Source organism: Sphingobium sp. FG125 (genome assembly GCF_057809795.1).
This window is the reverse complement of record NZ_JBMDKQ010000014.1, coordinates 91,341-107,420: the sequence shown is the minus strand read 5'-3', so window position 1 is coordinate 107,420 and position 16,080 is coordinate 91,341. Positions and strand designations below refer to the sequence as shown.

Below are 16,080 nucleotides of genomic sequence, written 5' to 3'. Positions count from 1 at the left end.
TTTCTCGACTTCGCTCGAAACGAACGGGGCTTATGTGTAGATCTGGTCAGAACCAGAAACGCACGCCCATCACCAGACTCGTGGCTGATGCGCCTTCCCCCGCCGCGCGCGCATAACGGGCGGTATCGCCGAGCTTGCGTTCCCAGTGGACGCCGACATAGGGCGCAAATTCGCGGGCGAATTCGTAGCGCAGGCGCAGGCCCAGTTCGATGTCTGACACGCCAGAGCCAATGCCGAGTGATGGCACGTCCTGCGCGGCGATATTCATTTCGGCGGCGGGTTGCAGGATCAGACGCTGCGTGATGCGCTGGTCGTAGCTGCCCTCCAGCCGGAGGTGGGCGTCGCCCTTGGTGGACAGGAACGCCTGCGCGCCAACCTCGAACCAGTAAGGGGCGAGGCCTTCGATGCCCACGACCGCATAAGTGCGTTGCGGGCTTGGGCGGAAATCCTGCCGCACGCCTGCCTCGACATTGAACCAGGGGTTCAGCGCCCGGCTGTAGAGCGCCTGTAGTTCGGCGCTTTCCAATGCGCCGCCGACTTCGCCCTCGCCTTCCGTCTTGAACGCGAAACGATTGATGTCGCCGCCGAACCAGCCTTCGCCTTCCCAGGCGTAACCGTTCGCGCCCTTGTGCGCCCGATATTCGAGGCGGTCGAGCATGATCTGCGAGAAGCTCATGCCGCCGCTTTCCTTGATCATGGCGGCGCGGGCGCGGGCCATGGTCGCGGCGGGATAGAAGGCTTCGGCGGCATGATCGGTCGGGATTGGCGGGGCGGTGCCTTGTGGCACGCTGTCATCGGTCGCTGGCATGGTGTGACCGGCATGGGGGTCGGCGGACGCGGGCGGCGTCTGATGCGCGCTATGGTCTATCTGGCTATGGTCCATCTGGGCCAATGCGGGCGTAGCGGTGCTGGCCAACAACAGGGCCGCGATCAGGCGCGTCATGCCGCGTCCTCCCCGTGGCGGACGGTGACGACGCGCATCATCCCCGCGTGCATGTGCATCAGCATATGACAATGGAACGCCCAGTCGCCCAGCGCGTCGGCGGTCAGATCGAAACTGATCTTGCCGCCGGGCAACACGTTGACCGTATGCTTGCGCGGGTTGTGCGCCGCATCCTCCCCGGTCAGCAGCTGGAAGAAGTGGCCGTGGATATGGATGGGGTGTGGCATCATCGTGTCGTTGATGAGGGTGACGCGCACCCGTTCCATATGACGGAAGGCGATGGGGTCCGCGCCATCCGACAGCTTCACCCCGTCGAAGGACCACATATAGCGTTCCATATTGGCTGTCAGATGAATGTCGATCGACCGGGTTGGCGTGCGGGTGTCTTCATTGGGTTCGAGCGCGCGCAGGTCGGCATAGGTCAGCACGCGATGATCGACGTCCTCCAGCCCCGTGGGCCGGTCGGCGGTGCGATCGGCGGGCATGGAGGAGAGGGTCGCCACCCCCGGCCCCATCGGCACATTGGGCGCGACCGAAGGGTCGAGCATCTTCATGCTATGGCCGGACATGCTGTCATTGGCGGGTTGGGACAGGTCGATCACCCCCCCCTGCCCCATGTCCATGCCGGACATATCCATGCCCATATCCTTCATGGTCAGCAGCGGCCGGGCGCGCAGCGTCGGGATGGCCGCGACCATACCGATCTGCGGCGCGAGCGTCGCGCGGACCAGGCCGGAGCGGTCGATGGCTTCGGCGATCAGGGCATAGGCGGTGGCATCCGTCGGCTGGACGATCACGTCATAGGTTTCGGCGATGCCGATCTGGAATTCGTCGGTCTCGACCGGCTGGACATGCTGGCCATCGCACTGCACGACGGTCATCGCCAGGCCGGGCAGGCGCACGTTGAAGTTGGTCATGGCCGACGCATTGATGATGCGCAGCCGCACCCGCTCGCCCGGCGTGAACAGGCCAGTCCAGTTTTCCGCTATGCCATGGCCGTTGACGAGAAAACTGTAGGTGGAGCCGGTGACGTCCGAAATATCGGTGGGGTCCATCCGCATCTTGCCCCAGTCGATCCGGTCGTTGAGCGGCTGGTCCTTGCCCTTGAGCAATCCGGCGAGCGTCTGGCGCTGCATGTTATAATAGCCGCCCGATTGTTTCAGGCGCTTCAATTGCACATGGGGATGGACCGGCGACCAGTCGGACAGGACGATCACATGCTCGCGCGTCGCCTGCACCGGATCGGTCCCGGCGGGGTCGATGACGATCGGACCATAATGGCCCATCGCCTCCTGCATCCCCGAATGGCTGTGATACCAATAGGTGCCCGACTGGCGGATGGGGAATTCATAATGGAAGGTTTCGCCCGGTGCGATGCCGGGGAAGCTGATGCCCGGCACGCCGTCCATCTGGAAGGGGACGATCAGGCCGTGCCAGTGGATCGACGTATCTTCTTTCAGTTTGTTAGTGACGGACAGGCGGACATTCTGCCCTTCGCGCAGCCGGATCAGCGGCGCGGGGACGGTGCCGTTAATCGTGATAGCATGGGCGGAGCGGCCCCCGGTCGCGAAATGGCTGTCGGCGACGGTCAGCGCGATGGTATCGCCCGACAGGACGCCCGGCGCGGGATGCACGCCGTGGGTGCCGCTTTGCGCCCAGGCGGGAAAGGCGTTGGCGAAGCTGAGGGCAGCCGCGCCTTTGAACAGGGTGCGGCGGTCAAGAGTCAGGTTGGTCATGCCCCTTCATACGCGGGGCGCAGCGTCATCCCTCAAATATTCCGACAATTTTGCGCGCGCACGATAAAGGCGGGTTTCGATCGCTTTTTCGGTGAGACCCAGCGCGGCCGCAGTGTCCGCCTGGCTCATCGCCTCGATCGTGCGGAGCAGCAGCACATCTTTCAGCGCAACGGGCAGTGCGGCGATGGCAGCGTTGATGCGCACGAGTGCCGCCTGCGATTGCAGCGCCTGTTCCGGGTCTGGCGCAGCGTCGGCAATATCGCCCGCTTCGTCGATCGGGCGCGCAAAGGCGAAGAAACGCCGTACCGCACGGCGACGGCCCCAATCGCGGCATTTGTTGAGCGTGATCCGCGCGATCCAGCTGCGAAAGGGGCGCGCACCATCATAGCGGGCGAGTGCGGCGAAGGCGGCGACGAACACTTCCTGCGTGATGTCGAGCGCTTCGTCGCCATCGCCGACATGGGCGCGGGCCAGTCGCCACACCGCATCGCGATGCCGCCGCATCAGCGCGGCATAGGCGTCCTGATGCCCGGCCAGCGCGCGCGCAGCCAGCACCCTGTCGTCGGGTTCGGCTCCGTTCACCGGGGGGCGGGCTGGGTCAGTGCCTTGACGACGGCCGCGTCAAACTGGGCCGCCTGATCGGGACGCAGCACCGCGCGCATCGCGAAAATATGCTGGAGCGTCTCCTTTTGCAGCGCGCCCATGACATGATGGGTGCGGTCCACGGCCTGGGCCACTTGCGGGCCATAGCCATGTTCCGCCGCAATCGCCTGCGCCAGCCGCGCATTGTCGGCGCGCATTTCCGCCTCCAGCGCTTCGCGGCGAATGGCAAAGGCGGCTTCAAGCTGATGGATGCGCTGTTCCTGCGCGGCGTCGAGCGTCAGCTTTTCATGCAGCAGCGCATGGACTTCGCTTTCGACGCGGGGCGGCGGCGCGATCCAGACGCGCGCGACCAGCACCGCCGCCAGCGCCGCGGCGAAGGCGACCAGCGCAACGAGCAGATAGCGTTTCAGGCTCATTGGCCAAGAAGGCGGGATGGCGCATAGTCCGACATGCCGATCGGCGCAGCTTGCGCGGGCGCTGACGGCACGATGCTGCCCACCCAGCCGATACCCAGCGCCAGCAATCCGGCCAGCATCATACTGCGCCGCGCCATGCCCTGTTCCCGGCGGCGGGCAACGCCCTGCATCACCACGCCGTCCATCTGCTCCAGCCGGGCGTCGACCGGCATCGCCCGCATCTGCCCCAGCAACTGATCGAGATCACTCATCTGCACATACTCCATCCTCATCGCGGCATACGCGCGGTGCGGGCTTATCCCTCACCACAAGGCCCAAGAAAAAATCATGCACCTGTGATGAGGGGTCGAGCAAGTCCATGCGTAATATCCCCTAACCACCATCATGGAGAAGCCCCGATGTCCCGTTTCCTGACCGCCGCCATCGCCCTGTCGATCGCCATCCTGCCCGGTGCGGCGTTGGCGCATAGCAAACTGTTGTCGTCCAACCCCGCCGCCAATGCGACGGTGGCCAAGCCGACCAAGCTGACGCTGACTTTTTCCGAGACATTTCTGGGGCCGCTTTCCGGCGTCGATCTGGTCATGACCGGGATGCCGGGCATGAGCGACCATGCGCCGATGCCGATCAAGGGCTTCAAGACCGTGGTTGCACCCGATGGCAAGACGATGATCGTCACCCTGCCCCGCGCCCTGCCCGCCGGCAGCTACGACCTGAAATGGCATATTGTCGGCGCTGACCAGCACAAGATGGAAGGCGGTTACGCCTTCACCGTCAAGTAAGCCGTCATGGACGGGGGGATGCTGCTGCTGGCGCGCCTTGGCCTGATGGCCGACCTTGCCCTGCTCATGGGCCTGCCACTGTTCTGGTGGGCGATGGGCGTGGCGGGGCAGCGCGCGCTGCTGGTGGCGCTCGCACTGGGCGGCATGGCGCTGTCGGCGCTGTGGCTGATGGCGAGTGCGGCGAGCATGGCCGGCACCCCGTTGCTGCCGCCCGACTGGGCGACGGCAGAGATTTTGCTGACGATGACGCCGATCGGCCCGGTGCTGGCGGTGCGCGGCATAGCTTTGCTCGCCGCGCTGGCGCTGGCTGTGGCCGGACGGGATCGGTGGGTGCTGATCCCGGCCGCCATTGCTGCCGCGACGATCGCCTGGACCGGCCATGCGGGTGCGACCGAAAATGTCGCCGGGAGCGTTCACCGCGCCGCCGATGTCGCGCATATCTGGGCGGCCAGCGGGTGGATCGGCGCGCTGGCGGCGTTGCTGCACGCGGTGACGGTGCGCCGTCCGAATGTCGATCGAATCGCGGTGATGCTGGCGAAATTTTCGCTGCTGGGGACCGTGTTCGTCGCCACGCTGGTCGTGACCGGGCTGGTCAACAGCCTGATGATCGTCGGGATGGCCGATCTGCCGGCGATGACGGGCAGCCGCTATGGCTGGCTGCTGGGCGCGAAGATCGCCCTGTTCGGCGGGATGCTGGGGCTGGCGGCGCTCAACCGCTGGCGGCTGACCCCGGCGCTGGAGCGGGGCGAAAGCGCAATCGCCGCGCTGCGTCTCTCATTGATGCTGGAGACGGGCGCGGCGATAGGGGTTTTAATGCTGGTGGCCTGGCTGGGGACGCTCGATCCGATGGCCTGAGCCATCAGGCCGGGCGGTAGATGGCATACACCTTCTTGACGTGGACCTGGCTGTCCCAGCTGCACGATGCGCCCTGTTCGACCAGAAAGATGTCGCCCTTGCCGAACGTCCCTTCCGCGCCAGCGCCATCGACGAAGGTGACGCTGCCATCGAGCAGATACATCAGCTCATAATGACGATAGGCCATGGAGCGGCGATGATAGGGGGTGGAATCCCAGGTGCCGCAGACAAATTCGCCATCGGCAGAACGATAATCGGTGAAATTGCGGCAGGACGGGGTCGGGCCGACCAGCAGTTCAGCCAGCGGCGCGCCAGACGGTTCGAGCGCGGCATTGGTGTCGATCGGGATGATCGCGCCGTTGGCGGCGGACCCGCCGGTGCGGCGCACGAACAGGAGGCGCGCATCGGCGGTGCTGGTCCAGCTAAAGCTGGCGCCTTCGCACAGGACGACGCTGTCGCCTTCGTTCAGCGTACGCTCGTCAATCTGCACGCTGCCGGATTCGACGATGATGAATTCATCGGCGTGCATCGCCGCGACCGATCCGCTGCCCTGCGGCAAAGCGATCAGGCCAATCGACACCGGGCCTTCGGGCTGGGGCAATAGAGCGCGGGCGGACAGGAAGGCGTCGCCCTCCCCTGCCCCGACCGTCACCCCCGCCGCCCAGGCGCGCAGATCGACAAAGGAACGGGTGGCGGTCTGGGTGGTGGTCATGCTGGCTTCCCTCAAAAAATTTGGGGCAAGCTAGCGCGATGCGGGCGGCAGGTTGCACCAAGCGCGCAGCAGGGAAACGCGCCCGGTGCCGTTTGCGTCCGCCGGGACGTTCAAAGCTGCCGCAGGGCGCTGGCCGGACGGACCGATAGCAACGGGATCGACCCGGCCAGACCAATGCCCAGCGTCAGCAAAGCGCCACCGCCCAGCGTCGCCAGCACGACCAGCCAGTCGGGCGACCAGCTAAATTCGAAAATCTGGACGATAACGAACCAGGCCGCGCCGGACCCCAGCGCCAGCGCGACCAGCGCCAGCATGGTGGCGAGCAGGCCATATTCCAGCGCCTGTCCGCCCAGCAATTGCGCGCGGGTCGCGCCCAGCGTTTTCATGATCACGCTGTCATAGCTGCGCGCCTGTCGCGATGCGGCGATGGCACCGACCAGCACGGCGATGCCCGCCAGGATCGCGACCGAGGCAGCGGCGACAATCGCAGCGGACATTTGCGTCATGATCGCGCCAACCTGCGCGATCACTTCGCCAACCGCGATCACCGACACGCCGGGGAAGGCGGCGAGCAGATCGCGGGTGACGGCGCTGTCGTGGCGCGTGTCCATGGTGATGGTCGCGGCCAGGCTGTGCGGCGCGGCGGAGACGATGCCGGGGGAAAAGACCAGGATATAGTTGAAGCCCATCGTCTCCCAGTTGATCGTGCGCAGGGAGGCAATGCGCGCGGTGATTTCGCGCCCTAGCAGGCTGACGGTCAATGTGTCGCCGACACCGATATTGAGGATTTTCGCAGCCTCCGCGTCGAAGGAAACGAGCGGCGGCCCGGCATAATCGGCCGGCCACCACTGCCCCGCGACCAGTTCGCTGCCCTGCGGCAGGGTCGCGCTATAGGTGACGCCGCGCTCGCCGCGCAGGAACCATGCACCTTCGGGTGGCTCCTTCAGATCGGCGACGCGCTGATTGCCATAGGCGACGATCGTGCCGCGCAGGGCGGGAACAATATTGAACTGCGCGTCGGGGGCCTGTTTGCGCACGATGGTGCGGAAACGATCCGCTTGCTCCGAAGGGATATCCAGCACGAACTGGGCCGGGGCGGTCTTTGGCACGACATTGCGGATTTCGCTGTCGAGGCTGGTCTGGATGCCCGCCAGCGTCACGAACAGGGTGAGCGCCAGGCCAAGCGCGACAATCAGCGCGGCGGTCTGCGCGCCGGGGCGGTGTAGATTGGCCAGCGCCAGACGCAGCAAGGGCCGTCGCGGACGCGGCGCGCGCAGGGCGATCTGACGCACGCCCCAACCGATGCCGAGCAGGAGCAGCAGGACCGCCGCGGTCGCGCCGAGCACGGCGGCGGAGAAGAGCGGCTCGCGCGCGGTGCCGAGCGCCAGCGCTACCAGCAGCGCGCCCGCAGCCGCCATGGCGAAAATCGTGCGTCGGTCGATGCCGTGGCGCGGATCGACCACGCCGCGAAAGATGAGCGCGGCGGGCTGGGTCCGGGCGCGGGCCAGCGGCGGCAAGGTGAAGAGGAAGGCAATCAGCAGGCCATAGGCGGCGCTGGTGACGAGCGGCAAAGGATGCAGCCGGAAGCCGGGGCTGACCGGCAGGACATCGCCCGCCAGCGCAACGATGGCAGGCGGCAATAGCGCGCCAACCGCCAGTCCGCAGGCGATACCCAGCAGCGCAACGCAGCCAATCTGGAGCAGGTAGATGCGGGCAATGTCGCTGGACGTCGCGCCCAGCACCTTGAAGGTCGCGATGCCGGGGCGTTTCAAAGCGAGATAGGAGGCGACGCCATTGCTGACGCCGATCCCCGCGATCACCAGTGCGGCGAGGCCGATGAGCGAGAGAAACTGCCCCATGCGCACGATGAAGCGGCTGGCACCGGGAGCGGCCCGATCGCGATCCTTAAATTCCCAACCGGCCGACGGATATTGCTTTTCCAGATTCTCCCTCACCGCCTGTGCGTCCGCGCCATCGGGCAAGCGCAGGCGATATTTGCTGTCATAGAGGCTGCCGGGCTGGATCAGCCCGGTGCGGCGCAGTCCGTCGAGCGAGACGATCGCGACCGGGCCAAGGGTGAAGCCCTCGCCCAGCCGGTCTGGCTCGTCGGCAATGATCGCGGCAATGGTGAAGGTCGCGGTGCCATAGACCAGCCGGTCGCCGGGTTTGACGCTCAGCCGGTCGGCCAACGCAGGGCCGATCAGGATACGATCGGGCGCTAGTGGCGCGCGATAGGTTCCACCTTGCAGGGCGAGTGTGCCATAGAGCGGATAGGCATTATCCACGCCCTTGAGTTCGGTCAGCACGGCCGGTCCGTCGGCTCGTTCGCCCCGCGCCATGGCGCGCAGGCGGATGGTTTCGCTTAATGTGCCAAGGCGACGGAAGGCCGCCTTGTCCTCCCCCCCCGCTTCGCGCTGGGTCATGGCGATTTCGACGTCACCGCCCAGCAACCCCTGCCCGCGTTCGCTCAGTTCCTGCGTGATCGCCGACGTCAGGCTGCCAATCGCGGCCAGCGTCGCGACACCCAGGAACAGGCAGAGGAACAGCAGCCGCAATCCCCGGAAACGGCCAAGCAGATCGCGCCGGGCGATGCGCCAGCTTGTCGCCCAATCAAGCGCGCTCACGCCGCGCGGTCCGAAACGATCCGCCCGTCGCGCATTTCGACAATCCGGCCGCAGCGATCGGCCAGTGCCGGATCATGGGTGATGATGACCAAAGTTGCGCCCGCCGCCCGCTGCCGGTCGAACAGCAGGTCCATGATGGTGACGCCAGTCGTCGCGTCGAGATTGCCGGTCGGTTCGTCGGCGAACAATATGGTCGGTCGCGGCGCGACGGCGCGGGCGATGGCGACGCGCTGCTGTTCACCACCCGACAATTGGGCGGGATAATGGTCGAGCCGGTGGCCAAGTCCGACGGCGCGCAATTCGTCCGCCGCGCGGGCGAAGGCATCGGCTTCCCCCGCCAGTTCCAGCGGCACGGCAACATTCTCCAGCGCGGTCATGGTGGGGAGCAAATGGAAACTTTGCAGCACGATGCCGATGCGACCGCGCCGGGCGCGGGCCAGCGCATCCTCGTCCAGCGCGCCAAAATCGACCCCGCCAATATGCACGTCCCCGCCGCTGGCCCGCTCCAGCCCGCACAGCACCGCCATCAGCGAGCTTTTGCCCGAACCTGAAGCGCCCAATATGGCGATGCTTTCGCCGCGCAGCAGGGTGAGATCGACGCCCTTCAAAATCTCGACGGGCGCATCGCTTGTACCCAGCGAGAGGGTGACATTGTGCGCGCGGATCGCGATAGTGGCCGGATCGATGGGCATGTGCATGAAGAAGGAGCGCTCCTTGGCGGGCAGATTTTTGCAATATGGGGCGCTGGCGCTGTTTGTCCAACTGGCGTCGGGATGTTCGGACAAGGCCCCTCCCCCGCCCCCCGTTGCCAACAGTGCGCAAGCGACGCCAGCCGTCGCGCCGGCGGCCGATGCCAAGCTGGTCGTGGCGTTCGGCGACAGCCTCTATGCCGGTTATAATCTGGATCAGGGCAAGGGGCTGGCCCCAGTGCTGGAACAGGCTCTGGCCGAGCGTGGGGTGAAGGCGCAGGTGGTCAATGCCGGGGTGTCGGGCGATACCAGCGCCGCCGGGCTGGCGCGGCTTGCTTTCACGCTGGACGGGCTGGCGCGCAAGCCTGACCTGATGCTGGTCGGGCTAGGCGGCAACGACATGCTGCGCGGCTTAAGCCCGGAGGCGACGCAGAACAATCTGGATGCGATCCTGGCTGAACTCAAGAAGCGCGGCATCCCCGTGCTGCTGACGGGCATGTTGGCGTCGCCCAATATGGGGCCGGACTACGCCGCCGCCTTCAACCCGATCTTCCCGGCGCTGGCGAAGAAATATGACGCGACACTCTATCCCTTCATGCTGGACGGGGTGATCGGTAACCGGGCGCTGCAACTGCCCGATGGCATCCACCCCAATGACAAGGGGGTCATGGTAATCGTGGGCAAGCTGGCCCCGATGGTCGAGGAGGCATTGCGTGCCTGATATGATCCGCGTCGGACTGGTGGGCTATGGTCCGGCGGGCCGCATCTTCCATGCGCCGTTGCTGCGTGCGGTTCCAGCGATGGCGCTGACCAGCATCAGCACCAGCAAAGCCGATGAAGTCGCGGCGCTCGACCCCACCATCCGCTGTGCCGGGTCAGCGGCGGAGATTTTCGCCGATTCCGCGATTGATCTGGTGGTGATCGCGACGCCCAGCGCGACCCATGCACCGCTGGCTGCGCAGGCGCTGCGGGCGGGCAAGCATGTCGTCGTGGACAAGCCGTTCGCGCTGACGCTGGTCGAAGCGCAGGATCTGGCGGCGCTGGCGGCCCAATGTGGCAAACAGCTTGCGGTGTTCCACAACCGGCGGTTCGACAGCGATTTTCGCAGCGTCCGCGCGGCGATTGAGGAGGGCGTGGTCGGGCGCGTCACCCATTTCGAATCGCATTTCGACCGGTTCCGGCCGGAAATACGCGATCGCTGGCGCGAGGATGGGTCGCCGGGATCGGGCCTGTGGCTAGATCTGGGGCCGCATCTGGTGGATCAGGCGATGGCGCTGTTCGGACGGCCTGACGCGGTCAGCGCCGATTTTGCCGCACTGCGCGACGGCGCGGTATCGGACGACTGGGCGCATGTCGTGCTGCGCTACGCCCGAATGCGCGTCGTGCTGCACGCCAGCCTGACCGTGCCGGGGGCCGAGGCAGGGGGCAGCCCGCGCTTCATCGTCCATGGCACCGGTGGGACTTTGATCAAGCGGCGGCTCGATCCGCAGGAAACGCAACTGGTCGCAGGATTGCGACCGGGCGATAGCGGCTGGGGCGTCGATCCCGATCCGCTGGAAATCTATGATGGGCAGGGCAGGATGACGACGCGCCCGGCGCTGCTAGGGTGTCAGGAACGCTTTTACGCGCAGATTGCCGCCGCGATCCAGTCCGGCGGACCGCTACCCACGCCGGTGAAGGACGCGCTGGCCGTGCAGGCAGTCATCGAAACGGCGCAACGCTCCGCCAGCGAAGGCCGCTGCCTGCCGCTGCCTGGATAAAATCGCCCCCGCGCCAAACCGGTGCGAAGCTGGCCAAGGGCGCGGTATCGGTTTACGGACCAAGGCTGGATCAAGGAAAGGAATGGCGTGGCGACAGCCGATGACGATGCACCGCTGCACCGGCGGCATCTGGCCGCCAAGGCGACCGAGCAGTTGCGCGACATCATATTGGCGCAGCCGCCCCAGGCCCAGATTGGCGCGCTGCCCGACATCGCCAAATTATTGGGCGTGGGCATCGCCACGGTGCAGCAGGTCGCGCGCGTTCTGGAGCATGAAGGGCTGCTGGAAGTGCGCCGGGGTCCGGGTGGGGGCTATTTCGGCACAAGGCCCGATGTCGCCGCGCTCGAACGGTCGGTCGCGGCCTATTTGCGGGTGCGCGGATCGGATGCCTATGAAGCGCTGGAAATGATGACGCTGCTCGATTGCGAGCTGATGCCTGCCGCCGCCACATGCGATGACGCTGCGCTGCATGAGGCGCTGGCCACGCTGGCGAAGCGGGTGGAGCAATGCGCGGATGGCGGCGCGCGGCTGTTGTTCGAAGATGACCTGCACGATATCCTGTTCCGCATGGTCGACCGGCCGCTGATCGAGTTGCTCGCGCGCGTCAGTATGCGCTATTATCGCAGCGCGCCAATTGCGCCGATTTTCGACGGCGCAGAGGGGTTTGCGGCATGGCGGCAATGGCGCAGCGGCATCATCGACGCCATCGTCCGCCGCGATCCCGAACTCGCCCGGTTTGAGGCGGAACGTCACCGGCGCAGCCTGTTGCAACGGCTGCGCCAGGCGATGGTGGCGGGCTGATTCACGCCATCAGGGCTGATACCGGCTTGTTGGTTTCCATGCTGTCCGTGCCCCAAGTGTCGACCGGCACGCCCATCAACTGCTGCAACGTCAGGCCGACGCGGCTGACCGGTGTGCCTTCGCCGGTGATGTGCAGCCCGGTTTTCACCCGCCCGCCTGCCGACCCGGCGGTCATCATCGGGATATTGTCGATGGTGTGGAATTTGGCGAATTCGGTTTCGCTATGGGCAAAGACCAATGTGTTATCGAGCAGGGTCCGGTCCCCTTCCTGCACCGCGTCCAGCGCCTTGATGAAATAGGTCCAGGCTTCCATGCATTTATTGACGTAGAAGGTGACCTCCGGCTGATAGCCAAGGCGATTGTCCATCACCTCCTCATGGGTCAGCTGATGGTGGGTTATGGTGCTGCCAATGCGGGTCAGCGACGACGCGCCATTGTTGAAATTCATGTTGAACACCCGGACATTGTCGCACGCCAGCGCCATGACCAGCAGGTCGGTCATCACCTGATGATTGGCCATGACATTTTCGATTTCCGCATTGACCGGTCGGTCGGCGACGGATTGCGGCACAACACAGCTTTGCATCGGTTCGGGCTTGGTCAGCTGCACGTCGAGCTGCTTTTCCAGCTGGCGCACGGACGTGAAATATTGGTCGAGTTTCTGCCGATCCGCCGCGCCCAGCCGCGCGTTGAGCGCCTGCCGCTGGTCCGCGACGCCCGACAACACGCTGCGTCGGGCCAGCAGCGCTGGATCGGGTGTGAAGGTCGCGCTATTGGGATCGCGGAAATCCTGGCCAAAGATACGGGTATAGAGCGCGGCGGGGGAGACTTCCGCCGGGTTGAGATTGCCATTGCCGCGCCCCGACAGCGAATTGCGCGGGTCGCCCGTCGCCGACAGTTCGAGCGAACGGAAGCGGGTGCGGGTGCCGATGACGTCGCCAATCGCCACGTCGAAGGAGGGCGCGGGCAGTCCGCGGTCGGACGCGATCGCCATGCCGGTGCGGATGCCAATGCCGCCGCTGATATGCGGCAGGTTGGGCCTGCCATCCAGCGGCAGGCTGAAATCGCCAAGAATGTTGACCTTGTGCTTGAGCGGCGCAATCGCGGCCAGTTCTTCCTTCAGATCATAGTCCGCGCCGATCTTGTTGGGATACCAGCGGGGCGGATTGACCCCCAGACCCCAGAACCAGGTGCCAAAACGCACCGGCACCGGCGCGCCGGTCGCGGCCATCGCCGCGCCATTGCCGTCCAGAAATGCGTCAAGCAGCGGCAGGCCGACCGCGACCGCCATGCCATTGACCATGCCGCGCAACGCGGTGCGGCGGTTCAGGGTGAAGCTCATGGATGGACTCCCTTGCTTGTGGTCATAGCGATTTCGGGTGCAGCGAGCGGCGTAGCGGCGATGCGATAGGCCTGCGGCATGGTGGCGACGCGCAGGAACAGCGACGCGATGCGATAGCCATCCCTGGCAAAATCCTGCTCGATCCCGCCCGCCAGCGCGCCGTCATCCTCCGGCACGCGACCGGTGGCATATTGGAAGGCGCGGCCTGCGACACATTCGGTGGTGGACTTGCTCGCGGCGAGTGCCTTGCCCAGGCCGATATTGCCCTGGAACGCGACCCCCTCGAACAGGCCCGCCGTGTCGATCGGCGCACCATTTTCTTGGCGACGGAAGGCACCGATGCCATCGAATTTTTCGAGCGGCAGGCCCAGCGGATCGGTGATCCTGTGACAGGCGGCGCAGACCGGGTCGCTGTTATGGGCGGTCAGGCGCATCTTGGCGGTCGGCATGGCGGTGCTGGTCACGTCCTGCACCGCGGTGAAATTGACGTTGCCGGGCGGGTTGGGGACGGGTTGGCACAGCAGCAATTCACGGATCGCCCGGCCACGCAGGGTCGGCGAGCTGCGCCCCGAATGGGCGTAGAGCGCAAGGAACCCCGCCTGCCCCAACAGACCCGCGCGGTCATCACCCGGCGCGAACTCATACGGCACCCAGCCCTGCGTCGATGTGACCTTGGCCTGATAGAGCGGCCCCAGCGCGCGGTTGATGAAGGTGCGGCGGGTGGTGAACAGGTCGCGATAATCGCCCTTCTGCGTCACCAGCTGATCGACGATCATCCGCAGCATCTGTTCGGACAAAGCCGACGCGACATCGGGGTTGAAACGGGGATAGACGATCTGGTCCTTGGCCATTTCGTCGAACTTCTCGAACAACAGCATGTCGGCGAAGAAGGCGCGCACGCCATCCTCCAACCGGGGGGATCGGACCATCCGCCCGGCGATGGCCGCCAATTGCGCCGGGTCGGTCAGCTGGCCCTGCTCCGCCGCCTTCAGCAGCGCTTCATTGGGCGTCGTGTTCCACAGCAGGAAGCTCAGGCGAGACGCCCGCGCCAGATTGTCGAGCCGCAGGCCACCGGGGCTTTCGGGGTCGGGTTCCGCGCTTTCCACGACATAGAGGAAATGCGGCGACACCAGCATGGCGGCCAGAGCCAGTTCCAGCCCTTTATGGAAAGAACCACTCGATTGCGCCGCCTTGCCTGCCATCATGACATAGGCCGCGACCTCCTCCTGCGTCATGGGGCGGCGGAAGAGATAGCGGCCCACCGGCACCAGCACGCGCGCGGCGCAATCGTGATCGGGAGCCGCCGCGTCGCGCGGGGTGCAGGCCATGAACTGGGCGCGGCGGTCGGCATCGAATATTTGCGCGGCGATCGCGCGGGCCATGGCGTCGAATTGCTCAAGGCCCGCTGGCGAGATGGTGGAGGATGCCGCGCCGGTGGCGATCAGCTCATGCACCGGGCGGACGATCGGCTCGAACCGGCCCGCGACGCGAATGTCAGGGCCGAATATGTCGGCGATGCTGTTGCGATATTGCGCTTCGGTCAGGCGGCGCATCGCCACGATTTGACCCTGCGGCTCCTTGAGAGGGGCGAAGGAAGGCTCCGCCGATGCACTATGCGGAGCCTTCTCTGCCGAGCAGGCGGTCAGACCCAGCGCGACAATAAGGGGGAGCGCGCGAATCATTGTTGCGCCACCTTGGTCGCGGGCGGGGTATCGTTGACGAAGGCGGAAATGGCCACCGCCTCCATCGCGCTGGAAATGCGACGGCACTGGCCGGTCGCCGGATCGCGCTCGCCATCGGCCAGCTTCTTGAGCGCCGCATACATGGCAGCGCAGTCATAGCCCGCCGTCGTGGCCGCCCCTTCCCCGCCAATCGAGGCGCTGGCCATGATATCCCAGATTGGCTGGTAACCACCGACCAGTCCTTTCAGCGACCCGTCCGGCTGGAAGGCCAGGCGCAGCCGCGCCTTGGTCATGTCATATTCGGTGCGCTTGCCGCGAATGTCGCGTTCGGACCCCTGCCCCCAGGTCTGGCGCAGGCGGATATGGGCCGGATCGGTCATCAACACGCCGCCGACGATGCGGCCTTTCAGCACATTGCGATGCTGCGCATTGGCAACGACAGTGTAGCTGGCGTCAGGCATGAAATTCTGTTTGGAATCGACGACAGCGCGATCCTCGCTATTGGCGTAGATGATGGTCACGTCGGGATCGTCCTGCAAACTGTCCACGCCGGTCAGCAGAAGCACCTGAGTATGTTCACCACTGACCAGAAACTGGGTCAGCCCGCGCACAATGTCGCCGCCGGTGCCATCGACCCCGCGCCACGTCCGCACACAGCCCATGGCGCGCCATGTCTGGTTGTCCACCCCGGTCTGGCCCGTGGGGCTGGTGAAGGGTTCATGGCCGCAACCTTCCGCGTCCGCGCCGTCATCCAGATCCAGCCCCTGCGCGACCTTTCCCTGCACAATGCGCTGGGGCGGGCGATCGAACAACGCCGGGTGGGTGCAGATATTGGTCCCCTGCGGCCCGAAGGCGTATCCGGTCCATCGCTGGGTCAACTCCGCTTCGTTCGACTTTTCCAGCAGGCGCAGCCGTTCTGCGGGTGCCTGGGTCTGGAGATAATTCTCACGCAGCGTGGCGGCGAGGCCGTCCGGGCAGTCCTGGGCGCCCTGATGGATGGCGGGCGCAAAATGGGTGAAAACAAAGCCTAGCTCGCCATTGGCGGGCGGCGCGGGCAAGGTCTGCGCCTGCGCGATCGGGGCGAAGAAGCTTGCCGCGCATAGGGCTGCGATCCTGTAAACGATCATGACGCTCTCCT

General features: G+C 65.7%; 16 protein-coding genes. 5 read left to right on the top strand and 11 right to left on the bottom strand.

The features are described from left to right. Positions 1–46: 46 nt before the first annotated feature. Genes ACODSR_RS14385 through ACODSR_RS14365 form a run of 5 tightly spaced genes read right to left on the bottom strand, consistent with a single transcriptional unit; the run spans position 47 to position 3,949 of the window. Positions 47–943 (bottom strand): copper resistance protein B, encoded by an 897-nt coding sequence (locus tag ACODSR_RS14385; protein ID WP_489077354.1) that lies wholly within the window; start codon positions 941–943, stop codon positions 47–49. Next, the gene (locus tag ACODSR_RS14380) at positions 940–2,679 is read right to left on the bottom strand and encodes a copper resistance system multicopper oxidase (protein WP_489077353.1); all 1,740 of its coding nucleotides are present in this window, start codon (positions 2,677–2,679) and stop codon (positions 940–942) included. The genes ACODSR_RS14385 and ACODSR_RS14380 overlap by 4 nt, the downstream gene beginning before the upstream one ends. A 6-nt stretch (positions 2,680–2,685) precedes the next feature. Further along, entirely contained in the window at positions 2,686–3,261 is a 576-nt protein-coding gene (locus tag ACODSR_RS14375) for an RNA polymerase sigma factor (protein WP_489077352.1), read from the bottom strand. Continuing rightward, a complete protein-coding gene (locus ACODSR_RS14370) occupies positions 3,258–3,698 on the bottom strand; it encodes a periplasmic heavy metal sensor (RefSeq protein ID WP_489077351.1) in 441 nt (146 codons plus the stop codon). Before ACODSR_RS14370 ends, ACODSR_RS14375 begins: the two co-directional genes overlap by 4 nt. Then, entirely contained in the window at positions 3,695–3,949 is a 255-nt protein-coding gene (locus tag ACODSR_RS14365) for a hypothetical protein (protein WP_489077350.1), read from the bottom strand. The genes ACODSR_RS14370 and ACODSR_RS14365 overlap by 4 nt, the downstream gene beginning before the upstream one ends. Before the next feature lie 147 nt (positions 3,950–4,096). Between ACODSR_RS14365 and copC the strand changes: the two genes are divergently transcribed. Continuing rightward, complete coding sequence (gene copC, locus ACODSR_RS14360; RefSeq protein WP_489077349.1) at positions 4,097–4,477, top strand: copper homeostasis periplasmic binding protein CopC; 381 nt, start codon at positions 4,097–4,099, stop codon at positions 4,475–4,477. 6 nt (positions 4,478–4,483) lie between these two features. After that, positions 4,484–5,332: a copper homeostasis membrane protein CopD gene (gene copD, locus ACODSR_RS14355; protein ID WP_489077348.1), complete on the top strand. Its 849-nt coding sequence runs from the start codon at positions 4,484–4,486 to the stop codon at positions 5,330–5,332. A 4-nt stretch (positions 5,333–5,336) separates the two neighbouring features. Here copD and ACODSR_RS14350 read toward each other — a convergent pair whose 3' ends face one another. The 3 genes from ACODSR_RS14350 to ACODSR_RS14340 all read right to left on the bottom strand — a co-directional run bounded on the left by ACODSR_RS14350 (position 5,337) and on the right by ACODSR_RS14340 (position 9,366). Beyond that, complete coding sequence (locus ACODSR_RS14350) at positions 5,337–6,044, bottom strand: cupin domain-containing protein (protein WP_489077347.1); 708 nt, start codon at positions 6,042–6,044, stop codon at positions 5,337–5,339. A 110-nt stretch (positions 6,045–6,154) separates the two neighbouring features. Next, a complete protein-coding gene (locus ACODSR_RS14345; protein ID WP_489077346.1) occupies positions 6,155–8,668 on the bottom strand; it encodes an ABC transporter permease in 2,514 nt (837 codons plus the stop codon). Beyond that, entirely contained in the window at positions 8,665–9,366 is a 702-nt protein-coding gene (locus ACODSR_RS14340) for an ABC transporter ATP-binding protein (protein WP_489077345.1), read from the bottom strand. Before ACODSR_RS14340 ends, ACODSR_RS14345 begins: the two co-directional genes overlap by 4 nt. Between ACODSR_RS14340 and ACODSR_RS14335 the strand changes: the two genes are divergently transcribed. The 3 genes from ACODSR_RS14335 to ACODSR_RS14325 all read left to right on the top strand — a co-directional run bounded on the left by ACODSR_RS14335 (position 9,365) and on the right by ACODSR_RS14325 (position 11,918). After that, on the top strand, positions 9,365–10,078 hold the full coding sequence (locus tag ACODSR_RS14335; RefSeq protein ID WP_489077344.1) for an arylesterase: 714 nt from the start codon (positions 9,365–9,367) through the stop codon (positions 10,076–10,078). The two genes, ACODSR_RS14340 and ACODSR_RS14335, sit on opposite strands and share 2 nt — an antisense overlap. Position 10,079: 1 nt before the next feature. Continuing rightward, a complete protein-coding gene (locus ACODSR_RS14330) occupies positions 10,080–11,117 on the top strand; it encodes an oxidoreductase (protein WP_489077359.1) in 1,038 nt (345 codons plus the stop codon). A gap of 87 nt (positions 11,118–11,204) precedes the next feature. Continuing rightward, the gene (locus ACODSR_RS14325; protein WP_489077343.1) at positions 11,205–11,918 is read left to right on the top strand and encodes a FadR/GntR family transcriptional regulator; all 714 of its coding nucleotides are present in this window, start codon (positions 11,205–11,207) and stop codon (positions 11,916–11,918) included. A 1-nt stretch (position 11,919) separates the two neighbouring features. Here ACODSR_RS14325 and ACODSR_RS14320 read toward each other — a convergent pair whose 3' ends face one another. Genes ACODSR_RS14320 through ACODSR_RS14310 form a run of 3 tightly spaced genes read right to left on the bottom strand, consistent with a single transcriptional unit; the run spans position 11,920 to position 16,069 of the window. After that, complete coding sequence (locus ACODSR_RS14320) at positions 11,920–13,260, bottom strand: DUF1552 domain-containing protein (RefSeq protein ID WP_489077342.1); 1,341 nt, start codon at positions 13,258–13,260, stop codon at positions 11,920–11,922. Beyond that, entirely contained in the window at positions 13,257–14,942 is a 1,686-nt protein-coding gene (locus ACODSR_RS14315; protein WP_489077341.1) for a DUF1592 domain-containing protein, read from the bottom strand. Before ACODSR_RS14315 ends, ACODSR_RS14320 begins: the two co-directional genes overlap by 4 nt. Beyond that, entirely contained in the window at positions 14,939–16,069 is a 1,131-nt protein-coding gene (locus tag ACODSR_RS14310) for a hypothetical protein (protein WP_489077340.1), read from the bottom strand. Before ACODSR_RS14310 ends, ACODSR_RS14315 begins: the two co-directional genes overlap by 4 nt. Positions 16,070–16,080: the final 11 nt, after the last annotated feature.